Origin of the sequence: Paenarthrobacter sp. AT5 (assembly GCF_032764245.1) — a bacterium.
GTDB lineage: Bacteria > Actinomycetota > Actinomycetes > Actinomycetales > Micrococcaceae > Arthrobacter > Arthrobacter ureafaciens.
This window is the reverse complement of the sequence record NZ_CP136442.1, coordinates 37,715-64,305: the sequence shown is the minus strand read 5'-3', so window position 1 is coordinate 64,305 and position 26,591 is coordinate 37,715. Positions and strand designations below refer to the sequence as shown.

Below are 26,591 nucleotides of genomic sequence, written 5' to 3'. Positions count from 1 at the left end.
GAGCAGGTAGTCATGGGACGAATGGTTGTTGTCGGCGGCGAGGTCCAGGGCCGTGGCCTGTTCGGGGGAAACCGCACAACCCCGGAGTGGATCGGCCTGTCGGCGGCCGTCGGCGCGGCGCTGCTGGTCGTCATGGCCGGCGGCAGCGGGATTGTCAGCCTGATCATCGCCGCCGTGCTGGTCCTGACCGGGATCATTCTGACGACCCCGAACAAGTTCTCCGGCCACCGCTCCCTGGGCGCCCTCTTCGTGGAGTCCCGGCACAAGACACTCCGGCGCCGGAACACCTCCCTGGTCTATGTCCCGGTCAAAGACCGCCCGCACACACGGATGGTCAAGGCCGGCCGAAAAGACAAGGCCCGCGCCGATGGCCAGGGCCTGATCGAGGTTCCCGCCCAGCACAAGGACAACGCGCCGCTAATGGTGGGCACCGTCCGGCACTTCACCGTGGACACCCCGGACGGGCCGCTGGCCATCTTCCGCCACCAGGGCAAAGTCACCAAGCCCTACTACACGGCCACCATGGAAATCATGGGCTCGTCCTCGGCTATCCGCGAAGAGTACCGCAAGGAATCCGGGCACGTGGCCCGCGGCCAGTACCTGGCCCGGCTGGCCCGCCGCCAGTCGCTGGTAACCCACGTACAGTCCCTGGCCCGGGCCGTGCCGATGGACTCGGCCGACCACCTGCTCTGGGTCAAAAGGCGGGTGGCCAAGGACGTCCCAGAGATCCTGCTGGAATCCTACGGCGCGCTCTGCGAAACCGTGCGCTCACGCTCCGAACAGCACCGCACCTACGAGACCTTCCGAATCCCGAACTCTCCGGCACTCTTCCGCCGCGCGGACGCCCTCGGCGGCGGAGACGAAGGGATCGGCCAGGCGATCTACCAGGAAATCCGCTCGGCGATGTCCCAGGCCACGATGATGGGATCAATCATCGACTTCCGGCCGCTGGGACCTGCGGCCATGGCCGCCCTGCTGCGCCACCTGCAGGATCCGGACTTCGACATCGACGACCACGACGGCGCCGACCTGATGGACTGCTGGCAACACCTGGACGGCGACGCCTCGCCCCTGTCACTGGTCGTCAACAAGCACTGGCACATCCGCACCGGATACGTGCCGGCCTCGGCCTTCAGCCCCCAAGCCATCCCCGTGGAAGCCCTGGAAGCGGTGATCAGCGGCATCCAGCCGGCCGTGGTGCACACGGTGTCCATGGTCATGGAACTTCAGGACGCGCGCAGCGCCCGCGCCAAGGCACGCAGCCACGCGGCCATGGACCGGGCCAAAGAGAAACAGGTCGCCAAATCCGGCGTCGTCACCGACGGCTCCGAAGAAGTGCTGCTCGCAGCGTCCCACCAGCGCCTCCTGGACCTCAAACCCGGCTCCGGGCACCACGGGGCGGCCTACGCCCTGTATATCTCGTTCGCCGTGGAGAACGAGGACGAGATCCTCTCCACCACCGACATCATCGAGGCCGCAGCCTCCGACGCCGGCATCGAGTTCATCGACTGGCTGGACCACCGCAACGACCTCGCCCTGATCACCACCATGCCGTTCACGAGGGGAATCCGATGACCACCACGAACGACACCAAAAAATCCAGCCTCCCCAACGCCCTGGCTAACGCGTTCCGGCGGACGCCCAGCGTACAGGCCCGCGGCGATCGGCTGGCCATGGACGCCGCAGGCGCTGCTCCCGCGGCCGGCGGGCCGGGCCGTGCACGGCCGCTGTCGAAATCCGCGGTGAAGAAGGCGGAGAAGAAAGACACCAAGCGGCGCGAGTCCGCGGAGTCCAGAGCGAACGCCGCCGCCCGCTGGCACCATGAGCGCAAATGGGGCTTCGCGTCCCGGCTGGGCTTCTATGACCCGGCCGCGCCGGGGGTGGAATCCTCCACCCGGCAGATGGAATTCTCGCACATGGCCATCGCGTCCCCGCCGACCTCGCACCGCGGCCTGGTGTTCGGCGTCGACGCCGGCTCCGGCTGGATGATCGTCCACGACCCCTTCACCGCCTACGGGGAGACCATCGAGTCCCCAAATGTCTGCTACATCGGAGACCTCGGGCAAGGGAAATCCTCGGCCATGAAAACCTGGGGCGTGCTGCGCCAGCTGATCCTGGGCCGCCGCGTGGTCGTGATCGACAAAAAGTTCCAGAAAGACCTCGGCGCCGGCGAATACACGCCCCTGGCCAGGAGGCTGGACGTCGCCCCGGTGCGGTTCCGCATCGGCGGCGGCGGGTCACGGATCAACATCCTGGATCCGCGCATTGCCGCCCGCGTGAACGAAGAGCCCGGCGCAGGCGCAGATGATGACCGGTCGACCCCGGCGGGGCAGTCCATGCTGCTGCGTGCGGTGATGGAAGAAGCCCTGGCCCGGCCCATGAGCCCGAAAGAGGGCAAGGCCGTGCGCATGGCCCACCGGCAGGCACTGCGGCAAGCGGCAGCGGCAGCCGAAACCGCGCACATCGGGCACGTCCTTCACGCCCTGTACACCCCGGACCCGGCGGCGGCCGGTGCGGCCGGCCTGACCGTCGAAGAACTGCGCGGATGGGGCCAGGACCCCGCCTTTGAACTCGAACGCATGATCGAAGACGACCTGGCCGGCCTGATCGACGGCCCCACCAGCCAGGACATCGCGCTCAACGCCGGCCTCACGGTTTTCGACGTCTCCGCCCTGCCCGAAGACGGCCCGGCCCTGCCGATCGTCATGACCATCATCAACACCTGGCTGGCCAACACCCTGTACGGCCAGCAGACACCGGTCCCGACCATCCTGCTGATCGAGGAAGCCTGGCACACCGTCCAAGGCTCGGTCGCCACCGTGACCCGGCGCAACACCAAACTCTCCCGCGCCCTGTCACTGTCCTGCCAGTTCGCGTTCCACCACATCTCCGACATCCCCGAGACCAGCCCGGCCATCTCCATGCTAAAGGAATGCGGCACCGTCCTGCTGTACAAGCAGCAAAAATCCGCCGACGCGCTGGCCTGCGAGGACATGTTCAACCTGCCCCCGGGATCCGCCGGCGTCATATCGCAGCTGGTCAAGGGAACCTGCCTGTTCAAGATCGGCAGCCACGATCCCTTCGAAGCCATCCACGTGCGCAGCCCCCTGGAAACCGAACTGACCAACACGGACGGCGCCATGAAGTCCACCAGCACCATCGCCTTCACCGACGACACACCCGCCACGGAGGTTGTACCGGCATGAGCCAGCCCACGTCCACTGACACACTCCTGAAACTGATCCTCGCCGGCACCGTCGCCGGCCTGCTGGCACTGGCCTGGGTGTCGGCGTTCCTGGGCGAACTCCTGACACCCACCGGCATGCCGTGGACCAGCATGCCCCAGCTCGTGAACCGCTTCAAGGAAGGCAGCTTCCAGTGGCCCCCAGCCGCAACATACATTCTGATCGTCCTCGCTGTCATTGGCTTCCTTGGGGCAGCCTTCCTGGCCTCCCGCGGCGGCGGCCGCGGCAGCGCGTCCCAGCGCACCCTGGCCGGCCGGCTGGCCACCGGGTCCCGGCTCTCATCCCTGACCGAAAAGCACCGGGCACGCGAATCCAAGCAACTGCATCCGGACGCCGAAAACCTGCCGCCCGGCCAGAAACTCGGGTACACGCTGGCCGGGAAACGGCAGATGCTGTTCAGCGGCTACCGGCAGACCGGACTTAGCATCGTTCCCCCCGGCGGCGGCAAGACCTCCGCCTGCGTCATCCCCCGAATGGCCGGCGCCCCCGGCGCCGCCCTGATGACCTCCAACAAGATCGACGGCGTACCCGAAGTGATCGCAGCCCGGCACAGCCAGGGCCGCATCTGGATCTTTGACCCCAACGGCATCTACCGGGCAGCGGACCGCCCGGACTTCATCTTCAACCCCCTGTCACTGGTGAAAGACACCGTCACCGCCATGGAACTGGCGTCGGTCATCATCACCGCAGCAAAGAAAAACAATCCCCGCGACGGGGACGGCAAAGATGACGCCCACTTCGGCCCGGCCGGCGAAACATGCCTGGCCTGGGCACTGCTGGCGGCAGCAACCGAGAAAAAACCCCTGTCAGCGGTACACGAATGGATGGCCCGCGGCGATCTAATCCGGATCAAGGACATCCTGGAAGACGCCGGATACGACTCGGCCGCCGCAGACATGTTCGGGTTCAGCAAATGGCCCGACCGCACCAAGGGCTCACTGATCGCCACCACGCAACGGATGTGCCGGGACCTCTCCCACAGCACCTTCCGCGACTGGACAACACCGGCAGCCGGTATCGACGCGTTCGACCCCGCGAGGTTCCTGGGCAGCAAGGACACTCTGATCCTGCTCTCCGAGCGCCGCCCCGGCGGAACCGGGGCAGTGATCACCGCCATCGTCAAATCCATCACCACGGCCGCCAGGAACCAGGCCCCCGGCGCCGCCCGTCTGCGGGTCCCGCTCGTCGCGGAACTGGACGAAGTCGCCAACATCGTCCCGTGGCCCTCACTGCCGGAAGACTTCAGCTACTTCGGTTCCCTGGGCCTGTGCTTCACCGTCTACCTTCAGGCGTACGCCCAAGGCGTAGGGGAGTGGGGCGAGAACGGTATGCGGACTCTCTGGCAAACCGCCGGGTTCCGGCTCGTGGGCGCGAACGAGGAAACCGCATTCACCCGCGGGCTCTCCGAAACCATCGGCACCTGGGAGAAAGAGATGGGGAAGGACCGGCCCACCAAGACCCTGCCGAAGGCGGGACCGGAGGATTTCGCGAACCTGCCGGGCTTCACCGCATTCCTGTTCAGCGCCAGCGCTCCGGCCACCCTCATCAGCCTGTTCCCCTGGTTCAAGGACAAGCAACTCTCGAAAACCATCAAGGAAGGGCTGCCCGCAGCCGGGGAACCCGCGCAAGCCAAACCGGCTTCCCCTGTTCCTGTACAAACCCTTGCCCCGGAAGAAGCAACGCGATGACCGCCGAACCGGAGACTGCAGACGAGGAACCGACAGAGGAAGAACTGACCCAGCAGTTCGTGATGTGGGTCGAGCTCATGATCCACGACACCGAATCCGTCCCCGATACAAACAACGAGCGGTACTGGTGCCCGCAATGGTGGGCCCACCCCGAAGCAGTCAGCCGCCTCACCGCCCTGCACTCCGCCTACGCACAGGCCGTCACCGATGACACGGTGTCTGCGTGGTGGGTGCAGCACTGGGACAGCCACACCCGCATCCTCTTCTCCCAGCACGGACCGTTCGAGAACTGCCAGACCCGCCACACCTTCCACGACCGGGCAGACTCATACACACCACGGCTGTTGACAGAACCTCCGCCGGCCGGATGGACTCCTTGATAATTCATAGGCGTTATTCTGGGCGTTTTCTCCTAGGCCGAAGTTACGTGGGGCTGATCGTGGTTCCTTGTGGTTCCGGGCGATCAGCCCTCTTTTGTACCACTGTTTGTAGCCACTAAATTAGGGTGTGCCGTGCCGTCGATGCGTGATGCCGCTTCCTGCGAGGTTCCCCTCTCTGTCCATGATCTTGTTCTGTACGGGGAGCTGTCGAGGCTGACTGTTCTAAAACAGCAGGGGCGCCAAATCACGTGCCAGTAAGCGGGCGTCGTCGGCTTGATCGGAGATTGCGGTGAATCGTTCGGCCGGACCGGAGAGGCAGAGGGCCGCGCGGGCAGGCATATCAGGCAGTCCTACGGGGATAGCGAGAGACGCGTTTCCCTCTTCAAGTTCGTTTATGTCGGACGCGAACCTTTGTTTCTGGATGGCGGACAGCTGTTGATTCAGCTGTTCTCTGTCGGTGATGGTGCGGCTGGTTAATCGGGCAAGTTTCCCCTTGGGCAGGGCTTTCGTGATGTCGCTGTATCCTGCCAGCATCAGTTTTCCCGCCGCCGACGCATGAGGATAGCGGACCATTTCTCTTGATGACAGGAGAGGGCGGTCTGCATCTTCGTCAGCGATTTTCAGCGCAGCATTGCGAAACAGGATCAGGTGGACAGCGAAACGGGTACCGTTTCGAAAGTCTTCTATGGCCGAATGCGCTGCGGTGGGCACGAAGGGCGGGGCCGCGGCCGTGATGAAGTCTGAAAGGGCATGTCCCAGAGCGAATCCGCGTAGATCCGATGTCCGGACCAGGTATTCATCGCCGACGAGCGAGTTCAGCAGGCGGTAGGCGGTGGCCGGAGGCATTTGCAGGGTATCGGTAATGTCCTTCGCAGTGCTTCCGGTGCCCAACCGCGCCACGGTTTCCAGGATTTTGAGCGATTTCGAGGCGGCGCTGGATCCAGGGCGTTCAGGTTTGTAATTCACGAGGCACCCCCGGGTTCGTAAAGGTCGGAATCCCTGGTTTCGTCGTAGATGCCGACTCCGGCAAGACGCCGTGGTGCGAAGTGGTGGGCCAAGGCAGCAAAGACGACACTGGCAAGCACAACCCCGAAGTATATGAACACCACAAGGTTTCCGGCCTGAACGGAAACCTTGGCGGCATACCCAAGGATGACTCCGATGATGAGGGAAGTGAAGGCCGCCAGAATCCAGTTGGCAAGTGTATTTTCACCGATGCGGTGCAGGAAGAACGGCAGGGATGCGCTGGCCAGAATGTACGAGCCAAGGTACCCGTACGCGCCCAACGTAAACAGGCTGGTCAGACCCTGTTCCGGCCTGATGCCGGAGGCGAGCACCGCAATGGGAACGGCCGCAACCACCGGAATTACGGCCATGATCGCAATCCAGGGAGTGCGGAACACGGAATGCGTTCGCCCGACTGCCCGCGGAGCTACCCCTTCCCTGCCCATGCAGAACAGTGTCCGCGCCAGGGCGTTCACCGATGCGATCGTGCAGGCGAAGAAAGACGCGGCAATGCCCAGATTCAGCACACCCGCAAAAACCGGTGAAGCCTGGGAAAAGAGGTCAGAGAGCGGTGTGGAACTGGAGGCGACCTCGGTGGGCGCGCCCCTGAGCGCTATGTCCTGCGCGGTGACCGCAAAAAGATAAAACACCCCCGTCACTACCGGAGTCCAGGTCATGGCGCGCGGAACGCTGACGAAGGGCCTGCGCGCTTCTCCGCCCAAGGTGGAGGGGCTCTCAAATCCGACAAACGCGCTGACGGCAACGACGATCCCTATGGGCAGCGCATCCCAGCCGATGTTTCCGGTTAACACCTGGCCAGGATCTGCGTCGGGCGCCCTGACGATGAGGTAAACCACCATGAGGATGGTGAGGATCGCAATTGAGGCGCATTCAACCAATAACGTAACCCCCGCCGATATCCGGATGCCCCGAACCATGAGTAAGGATGCGACACCGGCGGTGCCAAGAATGACCAATGCAGTAGGCACGAGCGGGTTCCGGACCTGTATGCCGAGGCTCGCAGCGAGCTGAACGGTATAGACACCCACGGCCAGCAGGCTGGCCATGGCTATTAGGGCATAACCGAAGATCGCTGACCAGCCGGCGGTGATGGCCGCCCTCGGCCCCAGTCCTCGGGCCGTGTAGCTGTACAGCCCGCTTACCGCCGCCATGCGTCGGGCCATGGGCCGCAAGCACAAGGACACCAGCAGCATGACAACCATGGCCAGAGCGAAAACAAGGATCAGATGCGTCCCGCTTACGCCCAGGACAAGCGCGGGAATCACGGAGATGGCTCCGGCCGGCGCAACGGCGGCCACGGCCTGGGCAAAAACCGGCAGGAATGACAGGTTGCGCCGGCTCAGCCCCTCAACCGGGGACCGGCGCGCAATGAAGCGTTTATTGCGGGCAGACATGAGAACTATCTTTCCGTCCGGCGGGCTCGCCCGCCTTGCTGCGTTCTGCAAGGCATCGGCCCGAGGTGTCAAAACATTAGCAGTTCCGGCTGTTGACGAGGCAGCCGGACAAACCGATTTCGAATGTTTCCAACATGTTAACTGCGGTGGGAAAATTGTCACGAAAGTTCTCATAGGAATCTTCTGAAAAAGGCTCGCGTAAAAGATTTTCAGCACGTAGCTTTGAGGCATGGCACGACGGTAAGTGATGGAGGTCACCCCCTCCGGACACCCTGCCAGGCCCTTAAAGCAGAGAAATCTGCGCCTTTATTTGGGCTATTGGATCCCGACCTCACCGGACGGGAAGCAGCAGGATTCCTGCGCTGCCTTCTACACGAAAAGGACAAATCGAGAAAACCCCGTGAAGTGTTCGGGCTATTTCAGTGCGCCCTTTTCGCATTGCAAACAAGTAAAAAACCGAGGATAAAGACGTCCTTCCGAAAATAGGAGAACAAGTAATGACGGTTTACGCGCCTCCTGGCACCGAGGGTTCGAAGGTCAGCTTCAAGTCCCGCTTCGAGAACTGGATCGGCGGCGAATGGGTTGCCCCGGCCAAGGGCCAGTACTTCGAGAACATTTCCCCTGTGACCGGCAAGGCCTTTTGTGAAGTAGCCCGCGGCACCGCCGAAGACATCGATCTGGCCCTCGACGCCGCGCATAAGGCGGCCCCGGGCTGGGGCAAAGCGTCCGTGGCCGAGCGTGCCTCGGTGCTGAACCGGATTGCGGACCGGATCGAGGACAACCTGGAGATGCTCGCCGTGGCCGAGACCTGGGACAACGGCAAGGCCGTGCGCGAGACCCTCGCCGCCGACATCCCGCTGGCCGCGGACCACTTCCGCTACTTCGCCTCCGCCATCCGCGCGCAGGAGGGCCGCCTCTCCCAGCTGGACGACGACACCACCGCCTACCACTACCACGAGCCGCTCGGCGTGGTCGGCCAGATCATCCCCTGGAACTTTCCGATCCTGATGGCCGTCTGGAAGCTGGCTCCCGCGCTGGCGGCCGGAAACGCCGTCGTGCTTAAACCTGCGGAGCAGACTCCGGCGTCCATCCTGGTGTTGATGGAACTGATCGCCGACATCCTGCCCGCCGGCGTCGTGAACGTGGTCAACGGCTTTGGCGTTGAGGCCGGCAAGCCGCTGGCGTCCAGCCCGCGGATCCGCAAGATCGCGTTCACCGGCGAGACCACCACGGGCCGGCTGATCAGCCAGTACGCCAGTCAGAACCTGATTCCGGTCACGCTGGAGCTTGGCGGCAAGAGCCCGAACATTTTCTTCTCCGACGTCGCGGCCGAAAACGACGCGTTCTACGACAAGGCACTCGAAGGCTTCGCGCTCTTCGCCTTCAACCAGGGCGAGGTCTGCACCTGTCCTTCCCGCGCGCTGGTCCAGGGCTCCATCTACGACTCGTTCATGGCCGACGCGCTGGCGCGCACGGAGAAAATCATCCAGGGCAACCCGCTGGACACCACAACCCAGATCGGCGCGCAGGCCTCCAACGACCAGCTGGAAAAGATCCTGTCCTACATGGACATCGGCAAGCAGGAAGGCGCGAAGCTCCTCACCGGCGGCGAGCGGAACATCCTCGACGGCGACCTGGCCGAGGGCTACTACGTCAAGCCCACCATCTTCGAGGGCACCAACGACATGCGTATCTTCCAGGAGGAGATCTTCGGTCCGGTAGTCTCCGTGGCCAGGTTCAACGACTACTCCGAGGCGCTTCAGATCGCCAACGACACGCTCTACGGCCTGGGCGCCGGCGTCTGGTCCCGCAACGGCAACGTGGCCTACCGCGCCGGCCGCGAAATCCAGGCCGGACGGGTGTGGGTCAACAACTACCACGCCTACCCGGCCGGGGCAGCTTTCGGCGGCTACAAGTCCTCCGGCATCGGCCGCGAGAACCACACCATGATGCTCGACCACTACCAGCAGACCAAAAACCTGCTGGTCAGCTACAACGAGAACAAACTCGGATTCTTCTAAAGCACCGCTGCCCGGGAGCACGCGCGCGGCGGGCTCCCGGGCAAGGGGCAGGGGCACTGTCGACGTGCCGGATGAAAACGTCTCCGCATCCGGCCCGCGCCGTACCGCCCGATCCCGCCAACCAATTTCCCAGCACGACAGGGCCGCACAGTGGTCCCGATGCTGCTTTCACCCCAAGCCGGACCTGATCCGATAATTAAGGAGAAGACATGACTGTCCATGAAGAAATTCAGGCGGCCGTAGACGTCGCACACCCGCTTGACCCGCTGTCCCGAGAGGAAATTTCGCATGCGGTGTCGATCCTGAAAGACGGGCCGGCTGCGGCTGATTCGTTCCGCTTTGTCAGCGTTGAACTGCGCGAACCTTCCAAAGAAACGCTGCGGGCCGGCACCGACCCGGCCCGTGAAGCGGACTCGGTACTGATCGACAGGACCACAGGCGTGGCCTATGAGGCCGTCGTGGATCTCGGATCGAGCATCATCACGCAATGGACGGAGCTGGCGGCCGGGGTGCAGCCGCCCATCATGCTGGATGAATTCGACGAGTGCGAGGTCAACTGCAAGGCGGATCCGCGGGTGGTCGAAGCCCTGGCAGGCCGGGGTCTGACCGACCTTGATCTGGTCTGCATCGAGCCCTGGTCGGCGGGGCATTTCGGCATCGACGCCGAAGGCCGGCGCCTGATGCGCTGCCTCGTCTTTACCCGGCTCGACGAGGACGACAACCCCTACGCGCACCCCGCCGAGAACCTCGTACTGATCTATGATCTCAATTCCGGAAAAGTAGTAGAAATTGAGGACAACGGCTTCGTCGACGTTCCCAGGGCCACAGGCAATTATCTTCCCCAGCACGTCGGCCCGGCCCGTACGGACATCAAGCCCATCGAGATCAGCCAGCCGGAGGGACCGTCATTCACTGTCACCGGAAACCATGTCCGGTGGGCCGATTGGTCATTCCGCGTGGGCTTCACCCCGCGTGAGGGACTGGTTCTTCACCAGATGAAGTTCCGCGACAAGGACCAGGACCGTTCGGTTATTAACAGGGCTTCCCTTGTCGAAATGGTCGTACCCTACGGTGATCCTTCACCGGTGCAATCCAAGAAGAACGCCTTCGACGCCGGCGAATACAACATCGGCGTGATGGCGAACTCGCTGAAACTTGGTTGCGACTGTCTTGGAGAAATCCAATACTTCGATGGCATCATTTCCGACAGCCACGGAAACCCGATGACGATCAAGAACGCCATCTGCATGCACGAAGAAGACGACAGCATCATGTGGAAGCACTTTGACTTCCGTAAGAACTCCGCGGAGGTTCGGCGCTCCCGCAAACTCGTTATTTCCTTCATCGCCACGGTCGCCAATTATGAGTACGGCTTCTACTGGCACCTCTACCTGGATGGCACCATCGAGTTTCTGGTCAAAGCTACCGGCATCCTCTCAACTGCCGGCCAACCGGCAGGGGAGAAGAACCAGTGGGGCCAGACGCTGAACAACGACGGCCTCTACGCGCCGATCCACCAGCACATCTTCAACGTACGCATGGATTTTGAACTCGACGGTACGCAGAACGCGGTCTACGAAGTGGACACGGAGATCCCTGCTGACAACCCCACGCTCAATGCCTTCCACACGGTCGACCGTCTGCTGCCAACGGAGCAGGAAGCCATCCGAAAAGACGACAAATCCAAGCACCGTTTCTGGAAGATCGTCAACCACGGCAGCCGGAACCTCGTCGATGAGCCCGTGGCCTACCGGCTGATGCCCACGGACGCCATCACTCTGGCCGCTCATGAGGACTCCTACGTGAGCAAGCGCGCCGGGTTTGCCCGCAACAACCTTTGGGTCACCGCTTATGACCGTGCGGAACGTTTCCCTGCAGGTGAATATCCCAACCAGAGCACCGGCGGGGACGGCCTTCCGGCATGGACCGCCGCTGACCGCAATATTGTTGATGAAGATCTGGTGGTCTGGTACACCTTCGGCATGCACCACGTTGTGCGTCTGGAAGACTGGCCCGTCATGCCGCGCCAGCATGTCGGGTTCATGCTCCAGCCCCACGGTTTCTTCGATCAGAACCCGACTCTGGCCCTGCCGCGTCCCGCCGCGCCGGCACACGATTCCTCGCACTGCTGCGCCACGGACTGACAGCCGATCGACGCCACGGGAGCGCCGAAGCCTTCACCGCCCAAGGCGCTCCCGCGGCCTCGCCCCAAACACGTCCTCCCAGTAACACCAGTCCATGGGATGCCGCATCCCATCGCTGCCCGCTGCCCCTTTCCTCTAGGAAGAGCGGCAACGTCGTTCCGGCCGCGCGAGAACACCCGGCCCGGAACACCGTCCGCACCACCCAGGCCCGACAAGCTCCCTTCCCGCACCTGACGACGTGACCTGAACAGCCACGCAAGCCGGGGCGATGACCCAGGAGAAAACCAATGTCACGAGAACACCAGGATGCACCCCCGGTACAGCCAACGACCAGGCATGTAAAGCGCGGGGTCGAGTACCAGAACGTAAGCGCCGACTACATGAAACACCGCCAGCTCCGCAGGGGCACGGCCGGGCCCGTACTACTGATCGGGCTCGGCGTGGGGTACGTCATTGCCGGCCAGTACGCAGGATGGAATTTCGGCTTGGCCCAAGCCGGCTGGGGCGGCCTGGTGATCGCCACGGCGCTGATGGCGATCATGTACACAACCATGTGCTTCGCCCTCGCTGAAATGTCCTCCATCATCCCGACAGCCGGCGGCGGCTACGGTTTCGCCCGGCGCGCCATGGGCCCCTGGGGAGGATTCCTCACCGGCACGGCTATCCTGCTGGAGTTCGTTCTGGCCCCCGCAGCAGTGGTCACCTTCATCGGAGCCTATCTTGAATCGCTGCTCGGCATCAGCGGCCCGCTCGTTTACCTGGTCTTCTACGCCGCTTTCATCGGGCTTCACCTGTACGGCGTCAAGCAGGTCCTGAAGCTCATGTTCGGCATCGCGGTGGTCGCCGTCCTCGGCCTGGTCGCATGGGCCGTCGGAATGATTCCGTATTTCGACATGAGCAATCTCCTGAACATCGAGCCCACGGATGCCTGGGGAGCCAGCGCCTTCCTCCCGTTCGGCGTGGTGGGGATCTGGGCCGCGCTGCCATATGCGATGTGGTTCTTCCTCGCAGTCGAGGGCGTTCCGCTGGCCGCAGAAGAGGCCCGCAACCCGGTACGCGACGTACCCAAGGGGCTCATCGGTGGCGTGACCATCCTGACCCTCCTGGCCGCCGCGCTCCTGCTGCTGGGACCGGGAGGGGCCGGCTCCGCTGCCCTCCAGGAATCCGGCAACCCGCTCATCGACGCGTTGGAATCACCCCTTATCGGCAACGGAAGCACGCCTCTGAGCCTGTTTGTCAACGTCATCGGGCTCGTGGGGCTGGTATCGAGCTTCTTCGCCATCACCTTCGCCTACTCCAGGCAGACCTTCGCCCTGTCCCGCGCCGGCTACCTCCCGCGGGTGCTGTCCCTGACCAACGGCCGGAAAGTCCCTTTCCTGGCCCTGATCGTCCCCGGAATCGTCGGCTTCCTGCTCTCCACGACCGGATCCGGGGACCTGCTGATCCTCATCTCCGTCTTCGGCGCCACGATCTCCTACATCCTGATGATGCTCTCGCACATCATCCTCCGGTTCCGGGAGCCAAAGCTGGAGAGGCCCTACCGCACCCCCGGCGGAATCTTCACCTCCGCCACAGCGCTCGTCCTCGCCATGGCCGCCCTGACCGCAGGATTCGTGGTCGATCCGTCGGTGGTGCTCTACGCAGCCGCAGCCTATGCGGTGATGATCGCCTACTTCGCCTTCTACAGCCGCCACCGGTTGGTTGCCCAGGCGCCGGAGGAAGAATTCGCCGCCATCGAACAGGCAGAGGCCGAACTCGACTCCAAGAGCGTATAAGCGGCCGCGGGGCCGGCCCGGGACACTCCGGCGCCGGCCCCGCCTCACCGCCAAACCGCAGCCACCCTCCACCAAGATCTCCGCCGGCTTGTCCCGGCCGCAGGCGACAAGGACATTCTGATGCTCGCAGCACCGCTTGGCATTCCCATCAGCATGCTGCTGGGGGCAGGCACACTCTTTTGCCTGGCCAAAGCGCTCCGGCAGGACACCTTGGTGAACCGGGTGAACTACATCCTCCATACACTCATGGGCCTGGGCATGCTCGGCATGGTGTGGCACCAGATCCCGCTTCCGCTGCTGCCGCAACTGCTGATATTCGCGCTGGCGTCTTTCTGGTTCCTGCTCCAGACGGTGGCCCACCCCGCAATGCCAGGCCTGTGCCGCGGCCGCCGCGACCGGATCACATGCCTCTACCACGCCGGGATGCTCGCGGCCATGGTACTGATGCTGGCGGTCATGCCCCGGCACACATCCGCGCCCACACCCACTGCCATCCCCGTCCCACATCACGGACACGGCTCTCACGCAAACGAAGGAACCGCCCTCACCATCCCGGCCGCCGGCCCGGGCACCATCGGATGGCTTGAGCCCGCCGCCCTGACCCTGGCAGCACTTTTCGCCGCAGCCATGCTGGCCTGGCTGCTGTTACCGCGCAGCAAAACACCGTCCACCGCCCACCAGACCGGGTCTATCCACCGCCGGTTCCTGCCCGCCGAACGGGCCTACGAAGCCGGCACCGCCCTGACCATGGCGCTGATGTTCAGCGCCATCGCAGTCCACTCCTGAACCCTCCCCTCCCCGAAGAATCACGAAAAGGAGCAACGTGCGCACCACCACCGCGACGAAGCCGCCCACCCGACACCGGCAAGACCACACCTTCGCGCCGAGCGAGGAATTCGCCGCGAACGCGGTGGTCAAGCCCGGCATCTATGAGGAGGCCGATGCAGATCATGAAGCGTTCTGGGCGAAGCAGGCACGGGAACTGTTGTCCTGGAACGAAGACTTCACCCAGACTCTGGACTGGTCGGATGCGCCGTTTGCCAAATGGTTTGTCGGCGGCACACTGAACGCGGCTTACAACGCGCTGGACCGCCATGTGGAGAACGGGCTCGGCGACCGGGTGGCCATCTACTTCGAGGGCGAGCCGGGCGACACACGCACCTACACGTATGCCCAGTTGACCGATGAGGTCAAGAAGGCGGCCAACGCGTTCGAGTCCCTCGGCGTGGCGAAGGGCGACCGGGTTGCCGTCTACCTGCCGATGATCCCGGAAGCGGTCATCACCATGCTGGCCTGCGCGCGTATCGGCGCCATCCACTCGGTGGTCTTCGGCGGTTTTTCCGCGGACGCCCTGCGCAGCCGCATCGATGATGCCGAGGCCAAACTCGTGGTCACCTCGGATGGCACGTACCGCCGCGGCAAGCCCAGCCCGCTGAAGCCGGCCGTGGACTCCGCGCTGGAAGCAGAAGGCCATTCCGTCAGCAAAGTCGTTGTCGTCAAGCGCAACGGCGAGCCCGTGGACTGGCACGAGGGCCGCGACCGCTGGTGGCATGAAGTGGTGGAGTCCGCATCCGCGGACCATACGCCGGTGCCGCATGACGCCGAGCACCCGCTGTTCATCCTGTACACCTCCGGCACCACCGGCAAGCCCAAGGGCATCCTGCACACCACCGGCGGGTTCCTGGCCCAGAGCGCGTTCACGCACAAGGCCACCTTCGACCTGCACGCCGAGACCGACGTGTACTGGTGCACCGCGGACATCGGCTGGGTCACCGGCCACACCTACGTGACCTACGCGCCGCTGATCAACGGCGCCACCCAGTTGATGTACGAGGGCACACCGGACACCCCCCACCAGGGCCGCTGGTGGGAACTGGTGGAGAAGTACAAGGTCTCCATTATGTACACCGCGCCCACGGCGATCCGCACCATGATGAAGTGGGGCGAAGACATTCCGGCGAAGTTCGACCTGTCCTCCATCCGGGTCCTCGGCTCCGTAGGCGAGCCGATCAACCCGGAAGCCTGGATGTGGTACCGCCGCGTCATCGGCGGCGACAAGGCCCCGATCGTGGACACCTGGTGGCAGACCGAAACCGGCGCGCACATGATCGCCCCGATGCCCGGCATCACGGAAACCAAACCCGGTTCGGCCCAGACCCCGGTGCCCGGCATCGCCGTCGACGTCGTTGACGAGATGGGCCAGTCGGTGCCCAACGGCCATGGCGGCTACCTGGTCATCCGCAAGCCGTGGCCGGCCATGCTCCGCGGCATCTGGGGCGACCCGGAACGCTACAAGGAGACCTACTGGTCCCGCTTCGACAACATGTACTTCGCCGGCGACGGCGCCAAGAAGGACAACGACGGCGACTTCTGGCTCCTCGGCCGCGTCGACGACGTCATGAACGTCTCCGGTCACCGCCTGTCCACCACCGAAATCGAATCCGCCTTGGTGAGCCATCCCTCAGTGGCCGAAGCCGCCGTCGTCGGCGCAGCGGACGAGACCACGGGTGAAGCAGTCGTGGCGTTCGTGATCCTGCGCGGCAATGCCGTCGAAGACCCGGAGATCGTCACCACCCTGCGCAACCATGTGGGCAAGGAGATCGGTCCGATCGCCAAACCGCGCCAGATCCTGGTGGTGCCGGAACTGCCCAAGACCCGCTCCGGCAAGATCATGCGCCGCCTGCTCAAGGACATCGCCGAAGGCCGCGAAACCGGCGACGCCAGCACCCTGGCCGACAACACCGTGATGCAGCAAATCACTGCCACCTTGCGCAAGTAGCTGGTTGGTTACGCCATCAGTCTCCACCGAACCCGGATCGTGAACAACAGCATGACAGAGCCCGAAACCGACGGTATCCAATACGAAGACTCCGCCCCAAGCTTCCAATTCGGAGCAGCAATATCGGATGGCCTCTCCCTTCGCCTTTTGACCGACTCGCAGTGGGACACACTGGAGGCAGCCGACCGCGTCGCTATTCGAAGGCAAGGAGAAAACCTGCAGACAGGAACAGTGGACGGACCCATCGAAAATCCTGACGTTTTCTGGGTTTGGCTCGACGAAGGAAGGGGCCGCGTTCTGCTTCACCGCGACGATGAACCACGAATTTGGTGCCTCGTTTAACTTCAGGCTGATACTCCGCTTCCATCAGTATTCAGGGCAGACCAGGATGCCCTGTGCGCAGTGAAAGGTTTTCATGAGTCTCCGCAGCTACCGCCGGCCTGCTGACCGCGGGGCTGGCCTCGGCCAGCGCCCACGTCACCGTCAATCCGAGCACTACAGATGCCGGCGCCTTCTCGGTGCTAACCTTCGCCGCCTCCCATGGATGCGAAGGATCACCGACCACGAGCTTTACGATCAGCATCCCCGACACCATCGCGGACGCAAAGCCCACGGTGTACCCGGGCTGGGAAATGAAGAAGGTCGAGGAGGAGCTGGCTGAACCGGTGACCGCCGCGCGACAGTGCGACCATCACCAAAACACATCGGCCAGATCGTCTACACGGCGCAAACCCCGTTGGAGGACGGTTACCGGGCCGCCTTCGAAATCCAGGTCCAGAACCCGGACCAAGCCGGGGAAACCTTGGCCTTCCCTACGCTGCAGACCTGTGAGAAGGGCGAAACCGACTGGGCCGAACTGCTCACGGAAGGCCTGGACCCGCACGAGCTCGAAGCCCCCGCACCGACCTACACGTTGACCGCTGCTTCCGACACCGGCCACGTTGACGGCACCGAGGACCCTGCGTCCCTCGAGGACATTGCCCAGGCATCACAGGCCGGGGACAACAGCACGACCATCCCCGCCTACACTGGCCTGGCAGCCGGATTACTCGAGCTGGCCCTGGCAAACATCGCGCTGGCCCGGACCTGCAAGTCCGCCAAGTAAGCGCCGGAAACCACAGCAACGCTACCTCCCGCGCCGGTCCCACACCTAAGCGGCCCCCGCAGGGCATGCGCTGCCATGCTCCGCCCGGTGGCCGCGGCCGTGGCAGTTCTTCCGCATCGGCAATCTCGGCGCAGGAGACGATCACTACGGTCGGCGGTTCCCGCACGGCGAGCTTACGGTTGCCGTGCGGTGATCCGTTCTGACATCCATTCGGGCGCCCTAGAGCGTTGTCCTCAGGTGGGTAGGGGATCGAATCGACGGTGCGCTTAATTTTGCCGCTTGGCAGGTCCCGGCTGCTGGTCCCGTCGATGGTGAGATTCGCGTATCTGGGCGGAAGGGCCAGACGGACCATGTGCGCGGTGCTCGTGCCGCGGTTGAGTAGCTCGAATTGGGTTGCGTCACTTCGTTTGGCGCGGTTAGCTGCCAACGGATGTGCCGTGACTCCAGTAGCTCCTTTTCGAGTTCGACGGCTTCTTTCGCTGCCGCCGGCACTGCGTTTGCTGTAGGCCATTGCAAACAGTGAAAGGAGGAGGGCGAGAACTGCGATGACGAGGGTTGCGCCGTCAACCGGGTCCGCATCGTCAAGGACCCTGCCCTAATGGAAGCTCTGACCAGGGCGGGCGCATAGCCTCCTGGAAATTCCTTCTGCCCTCACCCCAGCGGCGGATCGGGTACGGGAGACGATTCCTGCCGATGGAAACCCCGCTGGCCCTCACAGCCTCGCCCATTGGCAAGGTGAATACTGGCACGTCTGCGTATCAGGTTCAGACGTATTCAGCGGTAACAAGTTCACGCAACGGATATCGCGCTGTCGGACGTGTCAGTGAACCCGGGAAGCTTAAATGCATACCGGCCAGGGCTCCTTCCGGTTGCCGTGGGAAGGGGAGCGGTGCCATACTGATTTCAACGCTTTCGCCAAGCGCTTCTTTTGTTGTGCCCATCTTACTTGACATAATCTATGTTATCGGCGAAACAATAGACCTAGTCAGAAGGGGTTTCAAGCCCCGCATGTCCGTTGTCAGTTGAGTTGGCAGTTTTGTCAGAAGACATGGCAGCTTACGGGTCGGCAGGGACTGACAACGGACAGGTTTTACCGTTGGCCGTTAGGGGTCCGCTGATGCTGGCGGCGGCGCGGCTCCGGAGTCTTCGGTGATCGCGTAGACCACCCAGGAGTCTGCGGTGACGTGGTCGATGTCTTCCATCGTAATGCTGAGGGCGGCCTGACATTAAAGTGGCTACTCCCTGGATTAGAACCATAAAACCTGCCAGTATCGCTATACGTCCTTTAAAATAATGATTAGCCAAATTTACAACAGAATTGATGGAACCAGCTTTTGTAACCATTGATGCCGTAGCGGCATACAAAATTGGAACCGTCATACCGAGCATTTTGGTAATGCCTTCTGTAAAAAGCTTATTAATTACTACTGCATCTAATCGTCCCAATATAATTGCTAAGGCTCCGCCTATGAATGCCGCAACCAACATATGCTGCTTCCGCACCAAAAGAAAGATAATAATCAGCAAAGGTAATACCAGTAATAAAAATTCCATGTTATTCATCTCCTCAAATTAACATCAATAGGTAAAAATCTTACGCGTTAGGGAATCTCTGCACGAATCCCCCGAATCCGTGGTTGCCTGAATCCGTATGAACCGCGACGATGTGAAGCATGAAGCAAACGAGCCTTGGCCTGCCGAACACCTCGCGGCGAACGCGCAAGCGCGAATTCCTGGAGTCGATGGAGCGCGTGGTTCCCTGGAGCGAACTGGTGTCGCTGATCGAGCCCTATGCACCGCAGTCCGGCCACCGCGGCCAGCAGCCCTTCGCGGTAGAGGCGATGCTGCGCATCCACTTCATGCAGCAGTGGTTCAATCTCAGTGATCCGGCGATGGAAGAGGCGCTGCACGACGTGCCGGTGTTCCGTGACTTCGCGGGCCTGTCCAACTGGGCCGATGCCATGCCCAGCGAATCCAGCATCCTGCGCTTTCGCCATCTGCTGGAGCGCCACAAGCTGGCCGATCAGATCCTTGCCACGGTCAATGGGTTGCTCAGCGCCAAGGGGCTGCTGCTCAAGGCCGGCACGGTGGTGGACGCCACGCTGATCGCGGCTCCCAGTTCGACGAAGAACCGTGAGGGAGAGCGAGACCCCGAGATGCACCAGAGCAAGAAAGGACAGCAGTGGTATTTTGGGATGAAGGCGCACATCGGCGTGGATGCCGAGTCCGGTCTGGTGCACACGGTGCAAGGAACGTCGGGCAACGTCAATGACGTCGTCGAGGCCAACAGCCTGCTGCACGGCGAAGAGACGGTGGTGTTTACCGATGCCGGCTACCAAGGAGCGGACAAGCGTCCTGATGCCAAGCCTGGTGTGACGTGGCATGTGGCAATGCGCCCGGGCAAGCGGCGCGCACTGGACACGGAGCACAACGAAGCCGATGCCTTGCTTGAGAAGATCGAGCGGATCAAGGCGGGTGTGCGCGCGAAGGTGGAGCACCCGTTTCGGGTGATCAAGCGCCAGTTCGGACACGTGAAGGTGCGCTACCGGGGATTGAAGAAGAACACGGCGCAGTTGAAGACGCTGTTCGCGCTGTCCAACCTGTGGATGGTGAGGAACAAGGTCGGGAGCTTGGTGGGATGAGTGCGCCCGCAGGCTGCCAAAAGGCAGCGAAGACCGCAGAAAAGCGGTGATTGAGGGGCACCGAGAGGCGATTCGCAGCAACACGGAGCCGCGATTCACTGCAAATCGACTTGCTCCCATGACAGTCAACTCGCAACCACGGTCAAAAGTGATTCGTGCAGACCATCCTTAGGGTGCCGCTCCAAAAAAAGCATCTATTAGGCAACTATAACCTCATCCTTCACAATGATACGTCCATTTTTAATTACGCATAGTCTTTTTGCTTGGTCGATTATTGCCCATTGTGGTGACAACGAATTTAATACAACAAGATCGGCCTTTTTACCAACTTCTATCCCATAGTTCTTTTCAATTCCTAAAACTCTAGCACCCTCTGACGTTATCATTTTCCAAATTAGTCCCAAATCTCTGTTTGTCTTTAACTCTAATCTCTGAGTTTCGATCAGAGCCCCTTGTACCATATCACCGTTGCCAAAGGGAACCCAAAAATCTCTGATATTGTCCGAAGCACAGCCAAGATTGATGCCAGCTTCAAGCAGCTTTATCACCGGCATAGTAGGCGGTGTACTACTAAAACAGGTAACAAATTTCATACCCGAATCCTTGTACAATGGGATTGCCTCATCGAGCCATTCGGACGGAGCATCTGCAAAACACCAGGCATGACTCGTAGTTACTCTACCCTTATACCCATTTTCAATTGTCTTTTGGGCAAGACGATTTATCGAATATACTCCAACAGTTCCAATATCATGTATGTGATAGTCGATATCAACATCGTATTCCTTTGCTAATTTAAAGCATAGGTCTAAAGAACCCTCAACATTATTTTCCCGCGTAGCAGGATCAACTCCCCCAACTAAATCACAGCCCATATCCAAGGATTTTCTAATCAATGATTCAGATTCCAAATCAACGAAAAATCCACTCTGTGCAAAGGCTACGACTTGTATATCGATAAGATCCTTTAACTCTTCCTTGGCTTCTAAAACTGCTTCCACTGCTTTTGTTTTAGCAACTGAATCTACATCTACATGGGTCCGGGTGTATAAAGTCCCATGGAGTACCTGCATGTGAGCATGTTCTATCACATGTCTTTTTATTTCTTCGTGGGTAGCATTTTTATAATATTTCAAGCCATCCTCGATGGCAGCATCGATGGCAGCATCCCTTGTATAAGGTCTGCTCCAAAACTTCGGTAATCTTTCACCTGTGCTCGTAAATGACTTATCCATATGGGTATGTGCATCGACAAATCCGGGAGACACAAGGTTACCCTTTGCATCAATTTCGTCTTTTACGGTTCCTTCAATTTTAGCTTCTATTTTGATTATTCTGTCACCAACAATCCCAATATCATATACACTGTCTTTTTCACTTAGATAGGCGTTTCTAATGATTAAATCAAAATCTTTACTCATTTTTATCCTCATTTTTTAAACTAGGACTTGTAACTTCGAGCCTTCTTTTTGGTAGATTTAAACTAACTTTTTAGGTTCGGGAATAATAATCGTACTTCTACGGAGCCCCCGACAAACTGGGTAATAGCTGGAGCCGCCGCCATGGCAAATCCTCCTATCCCGGCCGTTTCGGTGATAGCACTATCACCAATGTCCGGATTGGCGTCTTCTTCGGTAAACCCTGGGAAAATGAGGCCCTTAACCATTTCAGCGGGAGCTGTAAACCATCTGGTTCCTAAACCACTTATCCGAATTCCAAATTCTGTCCCGTTTCGTGCCATGGTTGTAACCATTGTACTATAAGACGGATAGGAAATTCAACCGCATGAGGCCAAGTATGGCACGAGTTTTGGGCCTCGAAACACGTTCGGCCAAGGAAGGTTGAGCGCTCGCTTGCCGCTCAATGGCAAGAGCTTGGGAGGCAGTATGCATTTGGGCCTGGCGCGCGCGCAGCTGCTTCCCCGCAGCGATGGATACCGCCGCTTCACTGGGTCACCAATTGACGCGCTGGTCTACCTCGTCGGGTTGAGCTGCCAGATCCCAATCCGGCTCGCCTTGCGCACCATCATCCACCGGCGCGTCGCAGCCCTCCCACAGCGGTGGCCCGCGTGCCGGGGTGATGTGCGGGGGGGCAGACTCCACCCCGATGTGGTTCAGGATGTGGCGGATTTCGGCGCTGTGGGTGATGAAGGCAATGATGCGCATCTGCCCACCGCACATGGGGCACAGCAGCGGAAATGCCTCGTAGATGCGGGCAATCAGCACCGCCCACAAGTAATGCGCCGCTCGCTTCGGGCGTGCTTCAGGTTCGGGTGTGGGTGTGGCCGCGTTGCCCGGCGCCGCCACCCCAGGTACGCCCGCGCCAGGTTGTGCAGTCTCCACCGTGGCTGGTTGCGACGCAGCAGGCTGGGCCAGCGCCGTTACCGCCGCTCTCAGCGGCGAGTTTGGTGCCAGCACACCAAAGTAGCGGTGCCGGTGGGTGCGTGGCGGTGGCACCAGCGCGGCGATGCGGTCGATCAGTTCCAGCGGTGTGAGGTGCAGCTCATCTGCCTTGGCACCACGCTTGTCACTGGTGGGCTCGCTGCGCTGTTTGGCACAGCGGTACACCAGTTTGCTTCCCTCTTTGCGTAGGCGCTCCATGGAAAACGGTGGACGCGCGCAATAGCGCAGCAGCCGCTCCAGCGCAGCGCGGTCGTGGGCTTCGATGCAGACACCGGCGTCCACCGAGAAGCCGCTGTGTTTGTAGCCCAGCATGTCTTTGGCGTCACAGTTCTCCAGCAGGCCCCGAGCAACGAAGGCGCGCAGGATGCGTTTTTGCAGTGTGGTCTGCACTGGGGCCACGGTAGCCGCATCGATGCCGGTGGCCGCGTGAAAGATGACACCCGGCGATGAGATTCGAGGGGTCGCATCAGCATCGCCCTCGCCCTCCACTTCCTCAAACACCCCGTCCACCACACAAACGTGGAAGTGGACGTGTTCATTGAGGCTGGAGCCGAATCGGTGAATGAAGGCGATGGCACCGATGTGCAGGCCTGCCTTGTCCATATGGGCCGCACCGGGGCTGTGGGTCTGCAGAGTTTGTGCGATCACCCGCAGAAAGATGCGCAGCACCATGCTCAGCACCGCTCCGTCGCGTTGCATGAAGTACCGCAACCTCTTGGGCACGGAGAGCACCCACTGGCGCACCGGCAGGCGGGGGAATACGTGATCGTTCAGGTGCGCTGCTGTCTCCACCATGCGCCGGGTGGTGCACGAGGGGCAGACTCCCCGGCCTTTGCAGGAGAAGGCTACAAAGTAGTCGTGCCCACAGTCGCCGCAGCGAGCGCGGGCAAAGCCATGGGCAAAGATGCCGCACTCAAGATACTTGGCAAACGCTTTGCGCACGAAGGGCTTGGGGGTGTGGTGGTCGCCCTGGCCGTCGAACTGACCCGCGCTGGCCAACTCTAGCCAGGTCTCGTAGTGCTCGGCTACCGTTTGGTACAGCAGCGTGCGTTCGGGGTGGCGTGGGTTGTAGAGCTTGGGCTTGGAAGTGGCTGACATGAATGCTGTACAAATGCACAGTATTCTGCGGCGATTGTTTGGGTACGCAAAGCACAAGGCCCGAACCGTCGCCAGTTCGGGCCTTGTCAGGGTAGCTTGGCTGCGGACTTACTTGCGCGCAGGCGGCACATCCGTGCAGCTGCCATGCGCCACTTCCGCCGCCATGCCGATGCTCTCGCCCAGCGTCGGATGCGGGTGGATGGTCTTGCCGATGTCCACTGCGTCCGCACCCATCTCGATAGCCAGCGCGATCTCTCCGATCATGTCGCCCGCGTGGGTGCCGACCATGCCACCGCCCAGGATCTTGCCGTGGCCCCGGCCAGCATGGCCGTCTCCTGATCCTGCTTCGGGGCTGTCGTCGAACAGCAGCTTGGTGAAGCCTTCGTCGCGGCCGTTGGCAATGGCGCGGCCCGAGGCCGTCCAGGGGAACAGGCCCTTCTTGACCTTGATGCCTTGGGCCTTGGCCTGGTCTTCCGTCAGGCCCACCCAAGCCACTTCAGGGTCGGTGTAGGCCACGCTTGGGATCACGCGGGCGTTGAAGGCGGCGCTTGCCAGCTCTTTGTTGCCTTGCAGTTCACCGGCAATCACTTCTGCCGCCACGTGTGCCTCATGCACCGCCTTGTGCGCCAGCATGGGCTGCCCGACGATGTCGCCGATGGCGAAGATGTGCGGCACGTTGGTGCGCATCTGGATGTCGACGTTGATGAAACCGCGGTCCGTCACGGCCACGCCGGCCTTTTCAGCGGCAATCTTCTTGCCGTTGGGCGTGCGGCCCACGGCCTGCAGCACCAGGTCGTACACCTGGGGTTCGGGGGTGGTGCCGCCCTCTTCCGCTGGCGCGAATGTGACCTTGATGCCTTCAGGTGTGGCCTCGGCACCCACGGTTTTCGTCTTCAACATGATGTTGTCGAAGCGCTTGGCGTTCATCTTCTGCCAGATCTTGACCAGGTCGCGGTCGGCGCCCTGCATCAGGCCGTCCATCATTTCCACCACATCCAGGCGTGCGCCCAGGGTGCTGTACACCGTGCCCATTTCCAGGCCGATGATGCCGCCGCCCAGGATGAGCATGCGTTTGGGCACGCCGCTGAGCGCCAGCGCGCCGGTGGAATCGACCACGCGCGGGTCGTTGGGCATGAACGGCAGGCGCACGGCCTGGCTGCCAGCGGCGATGATGGCGCGCTTGAAGGCGATGACCTTCTTGGTGCCCGTCTTCTCCTGGCCCGTGCCGGTGGTTTCTTCCACTTCGAGGTGGTTGGCGCCGACAAAGGCACCGTAGCCGCGAACGGTGGTGACCTTGCGCATTTTGGCCATGGCGGGGTCTCCTCGTTTTCAGTGCAATAAGTGACGGTACGCAAAGCTAGCACTGGCGCGGGGGTGGTCTGGGTAGACCGTTGATTTCATTGACTTTCCTGTTCGCTTTGTAAACGGGTATGGTGGCCTCCCACTTTTGAGGTTCACGATGCAGGGTTGGCACACAACGTTTTTGGGGATGCGTGGGCTCCCCCGCGATATCAGCGACTTCGAGATGAAGGCATTTTTCACCTTCGATGGTGCCGAGCGCGACGCAATCAATGCACGCCGAGGTGATTCCCACAAGCTTGGTCTGGCGCTCCATATTGGTTTCCTGCGCATGAGTGGGCGTTTGCTCGGTGCCTTTCGGGTAATTCCAGTAGCCTTGTGGCGCCACCTTGGCAACGAGCTTGGCATTGCAGCACCAGAAGTCGCCTCGCTGAGAGCCATGTATGAACGCGGGCGCACGCTATTCGATCACCAACAAGTAGCCTGCACGGTCCTTGGATTCCAGTGGATGAGCGAGCACCAGCGCCGCTCACTGGTACGTGAACTGCGCGACGAAGTGGCGCGCTGCGCCGACCGCGATCAGCTACTCGTGCGGGCGCGTCAATGGCTGTACAAGAACAAGCTGGTGATCGTGCACGAGCGGGCAATTCGGACACTGATTGCGGCGGCACTTGCCCAGCTTGAAGTTGAAACAGGCACCGCCATCGCCGCCAGCGTTGATCCAGCAACACTTGATCGCTGGCGAGCCTCAGTTTCAGAGCTGCGCCCAGATGGACAAACCCAGCAGAGTTGGCTATGGGCTGCACCGGCGAAACACTCAACCCGCCAAATCAGCGAGGTACTGGAGCGCATCGACCTGCTTTACACGCTGGACGTTCATAAGCACCTGGCAGACATCCCCGATCTCATCTTGCGCCGCTACGCGCGCCGACTTGTCTCCAGGCCGCCCTCAGCCGGAGCCAAGATCAAAGAGCCAGCGCGCACCGTGGAGGTCGCATGCTTTCTTCGGTATTGCCTGTTCACCACCACAGACCAGTTGATCCTTATGGTGCAGCGCCGGATCGCCGATCTGTGGCGTCAGGCTGCCGCCGATGTCCCCGCTACCGTCAATTGGGCCGCAATGTACAAAACGCTGCTCGGCGAACTTGTTGCCTTGAGCGCGCAAGGTGCGGTGCCAGATGCTGAGTTGCGTGCCCGTCTTGAAGCCTTGATCACCGAAACCCAGAAACGCAAACCACCGAGCAGGGCCTCCCTGGTCCGCGAGGGATTGATTGATGGAATTCGCCCCGTGCGGTCGTTGCTCGTCGCCATTGCAAAGCTGCCCTGGCAGGCCACCGGCGAGCATCCTGCCATCGAGTACCTTGCCAAGCTGCAAGCTTTATATCTCAAAGGATCCAGAAAGCTGCCAGTTGAAGTGGTGGCACCAAGTCTGGGAATGATCTGGCAGGTTTCGATCTCCAGCCCAGACCGGGAACACACTCAATCCGGAGAGGCAAGAAATGCAGTTGAACGAGGCTGCATAAAAACACGGTCTACACGACAACTACGTTGACAAACACCGGTGTTTCGTGAAACCATGCCATCAGACAGGTT

Annotated in this window: 16 protein-coding genes and 4 pseudogenes; 13 read left to right on the top strand and 7 right to left on the bottom strand. The window is 61.5% G+C overall.

Going from position 1 to position 26,591, the window contains the following annotated elements:
* The first annotated feature begins 12 nt into the window (after positions 1-12).
* Genes RI444_RS22095 through RI444_RS22080 form a run of 4 tightly spaced genes read left to right on the top strand, consistent with a single transcriptional unit; the run spans position 13 to position 5,313 of the window.
* Positions 13-1,575: a hypothetical protein gene (locus tag RI444_RS22095; RefSeq protein WP_031217203.1), complete on the top strand. Its 1,563-nt coding sequence runs from the start codon at positions 13-15 to the stop codon at positions 1,573-1,575.
* On the top strand, positions 1,572-3,206 hold the full coding sequence (locus RI444_RS22090) for an ATP/GTP-binding protein (RefSeq protein ID WP_021474411.1): 1,635 nt from the start codon (positions 1,572-1,574) through the stop codon (positions 3,204-3,206). Before RI444_RS22095 ends, RI444_RS22090 begins: the two co-directional genes overlap by 4 nt.
* Positions 3,203-4,933 carry a type IV secretory system conjugative DNA transfer family protein gene (locus tag RI444_RS22085; RefSeq protein ID WP_021474412.1) on the top strand — a complete coding sequence of 577 codons (1,731 nt, stop codon included), beginning with the start codon at positions 3,203-3,205 and terminating at the stop codon, positions 4,931-4,933. The genes RI444_RS22090 and RI444_RS22085 overlap by 4 nt, the downstream gene beginning before the upstream one ends.
* A complete protein-coding gene (locus RI444_RS22080) occupies positions 4,930-5,313 on the top strand; it encodes a DUF4913 domain-containing protein (RefSeq protein ID WP_021474413.1) in 384 nt (127 codons plus the stop codon). Before RI444_RS22085 ends, RI444_RS22080 begins: the two co-directional genes overlap by 4 nt.
* Positions 5,314-5,535: 222 nt before the next feature.
* Here the strand turns inward: RI444_RS22080 and RI444_RS22075 are convergent, their stop codons facing one another.
* Positions 5,536-6,279: an IclR family transcriptional regulator gene (locus RI444_RS22075; protein ID WP_021474414.1), complete on the bottom strand. Its 744-nt coding sequence runs from the start codon at positions 6,277-6,279 to the stop codon at positions 5,536-5,538.
* A complete protein-coding gene (locus RI444_RS22070) occupies positions 6,276-7,733 on the bottom strand; it encodes an APC family permease (RefSeq protein WP_021474415.1) in 1,458 nt (485 codons plus the stop codon). The genes RI444_RS22075 and RI444_RS22070 overlap by 4 nt, the downstream gene beginning before the upstream one ends.
* A 497-nt stretch (positions 7,734-8,230) precedes the next feature.
* Here RI444_RS22070 and RI444_RS22065 point away from each other — a divergent pair, with 497 nt between their 5' ends.
* From RI444_RS22065 to RI444_RS22040, 7 genes and pseudogenes are all read left to right on the top strand, one after another.
* Complete coding sequence (locus RI444_RS22065; RefSeq protein ID WP_021474416.1) at positions 8,231-9,754, top strand: aldehyde dehydrogenase family protein; 1,524 nt, start codon at positions 8,231-8,233, stop codon at positions 9,752-9,754.
* Positions 9,755-9,963: 209 nt separating this feature from the next.
* On the top strand, positions 9,964-11,898 hold the full coding sequence (locus RI444_RS22060) for a primary-amine oxidase (protein WP_021474417.1): 1,935 nt from the start codon (positions 9,964-9,966) through the stop codon (positions 11,896-11,898).
* A 287-nt stretch (positions 11,899-12,185) separates the two neighbouring features.
* Positions 12,186-13,673 (top strand): ethanolamine permease, encoded by a 1,488-nt coding sequence (gene eat, locus RI444_RS22055; protein WP_021474418.1) that lies wholly within the window; start codon positions 12,186-12,188, stop codon positions 13,671-13,673.
* 120 nt (positions 13,674-13,793) lie between these two features.
* A complete protein-coding gene (locus RI444_RS22050) occupies positions 13,794-14,459 on the top strand; it encodes a DUF5134 domain-containing protein (RefSeq protein WP_021474419.1) in 666 nt (221 codons plus the stop codon).
* 37 nt (positions 14,460-14,496) lie between these two features.
* Positions 14,497-16,452, top strand: a complete 1,956-nt coding sequence (gene acs, locus RI444_RS22045) for an acetate--CoA ligase (RefSeq protein ID WP_021474420.1) — start codon at positions 14,497-14,499, stop codon at positions 16,450-16,452.
* A 518-nt stretch (positions 16,453-16,970) separates the two neighbouring features.
* Positions 16,971-17,075: pseudogene (locus RI444_RS23140) on the top strand (nuclear export factor GLE1); the annotation flags it as partial.
* 59 nt (positions 17,076-17,134) lie between these two features.
* On the top strand, positions 17,135-17,557 hold the full coding sequence (locus RI444_RS22040) for a DUF1775 domain-containing protein (protein ID WP_021474422.1): 423 nt from the start codon (positions 17,135-17,137) through the stop codon (positions 17,555-17,557).
* A gap of 1,056 nt (positions 17,558-18,613) precedes the next feature.
* Here RI444_RS22040 and RI444_RS22035 read toward each other — a convergent pair.
* On the bottom strand, positions 18,614-19,120 hold the full coding sequence (locus RI444_RS22035; RefSeq protein WP_152343111.1) for a hypothetical protein: 507 nt from the start codon (positions 19,118-19,120) through the stop codon (positions 18,614-18,616).
* A 110-nt stretch (positions 19,121-19,230) separates the two neighbouring features.
* On the opposite strand from RI444_RS22035, the gene RI444_RS22030 reads away from it, so the two are divergent.
* Positions 19,231-20,199, top strand: coding sequence for an IS5 family transposase (locus RI444_RS22030; RefSeq protein ID WP_011117176.1), 969 nt, complete (start codon positions 19,231-19,233; stop codon positions 20,197-20,199).
* Positions 20,200-20,396: 197 nt separating this feature from the next.
* Here RI444_RS22030 and atzC read toward each other — a convergent pair whose 3' ends face one another.
* The 4 genes and pseudogenes from atzC to RI444_RS22010 form a co-directional block, all read right to left on the bottom strand.
* Positions 20,397-21,620, bottom strand: a complete 1,224-nt coding sequence (gene atzC / locus RI444_RS22025) for an N-isopropylammelide isopropyl amidohydrolase (RefSeq protein WP_011776997.1) — start codon at positions 21,618-21,620, stop codon at positions 20,397-20,399.
* A gap of 95 nt (positions 21,621-21,715) precedes the next feature.
* Positions 21,716-21,961: pseudogene (locus RI444_RS22020) on the bottom strand (DUF1116 domain-containing protein); the annotation flags it as partial.
* 190 nt (positions 21,962-22,151) lie between these two features.
* The gene (locus RI444_RS22015) at positions 22,152-23,699 is read right to left on the bottom strand and encodes an IS91-like element ISPps1 family transposase (protein ID WP_008328818.1); all 1,548 of its coding nucleotides are present in this window, start codon (positions 23,697-23,699) and stop codon (positions 22,152-22,154) included.
* 108 nt (positions 23,700-23,807) lie between these two features.
* A pseudogene (locus RI444_RS22010) lies at positions 23,808-25,022 on the bottom strand (dihydrolipoyl dehydrogenase family protein); the annotation flags it as partial.
* Positions 25,023-25,158: 136 nt separating this feature from the next.
* Between RI444_RS22010 and RI444_RS22005 the strand changes: the two are divergent.
* A pseudogene (locus RI444_RS22005) lies at positions 25,159-26,472 on the top strand (Tn3-like element IS1071 family transposase); the annotation flags it as partial.
* Positions 26,473-26,591: the final 119 nt, after the last annotated feature.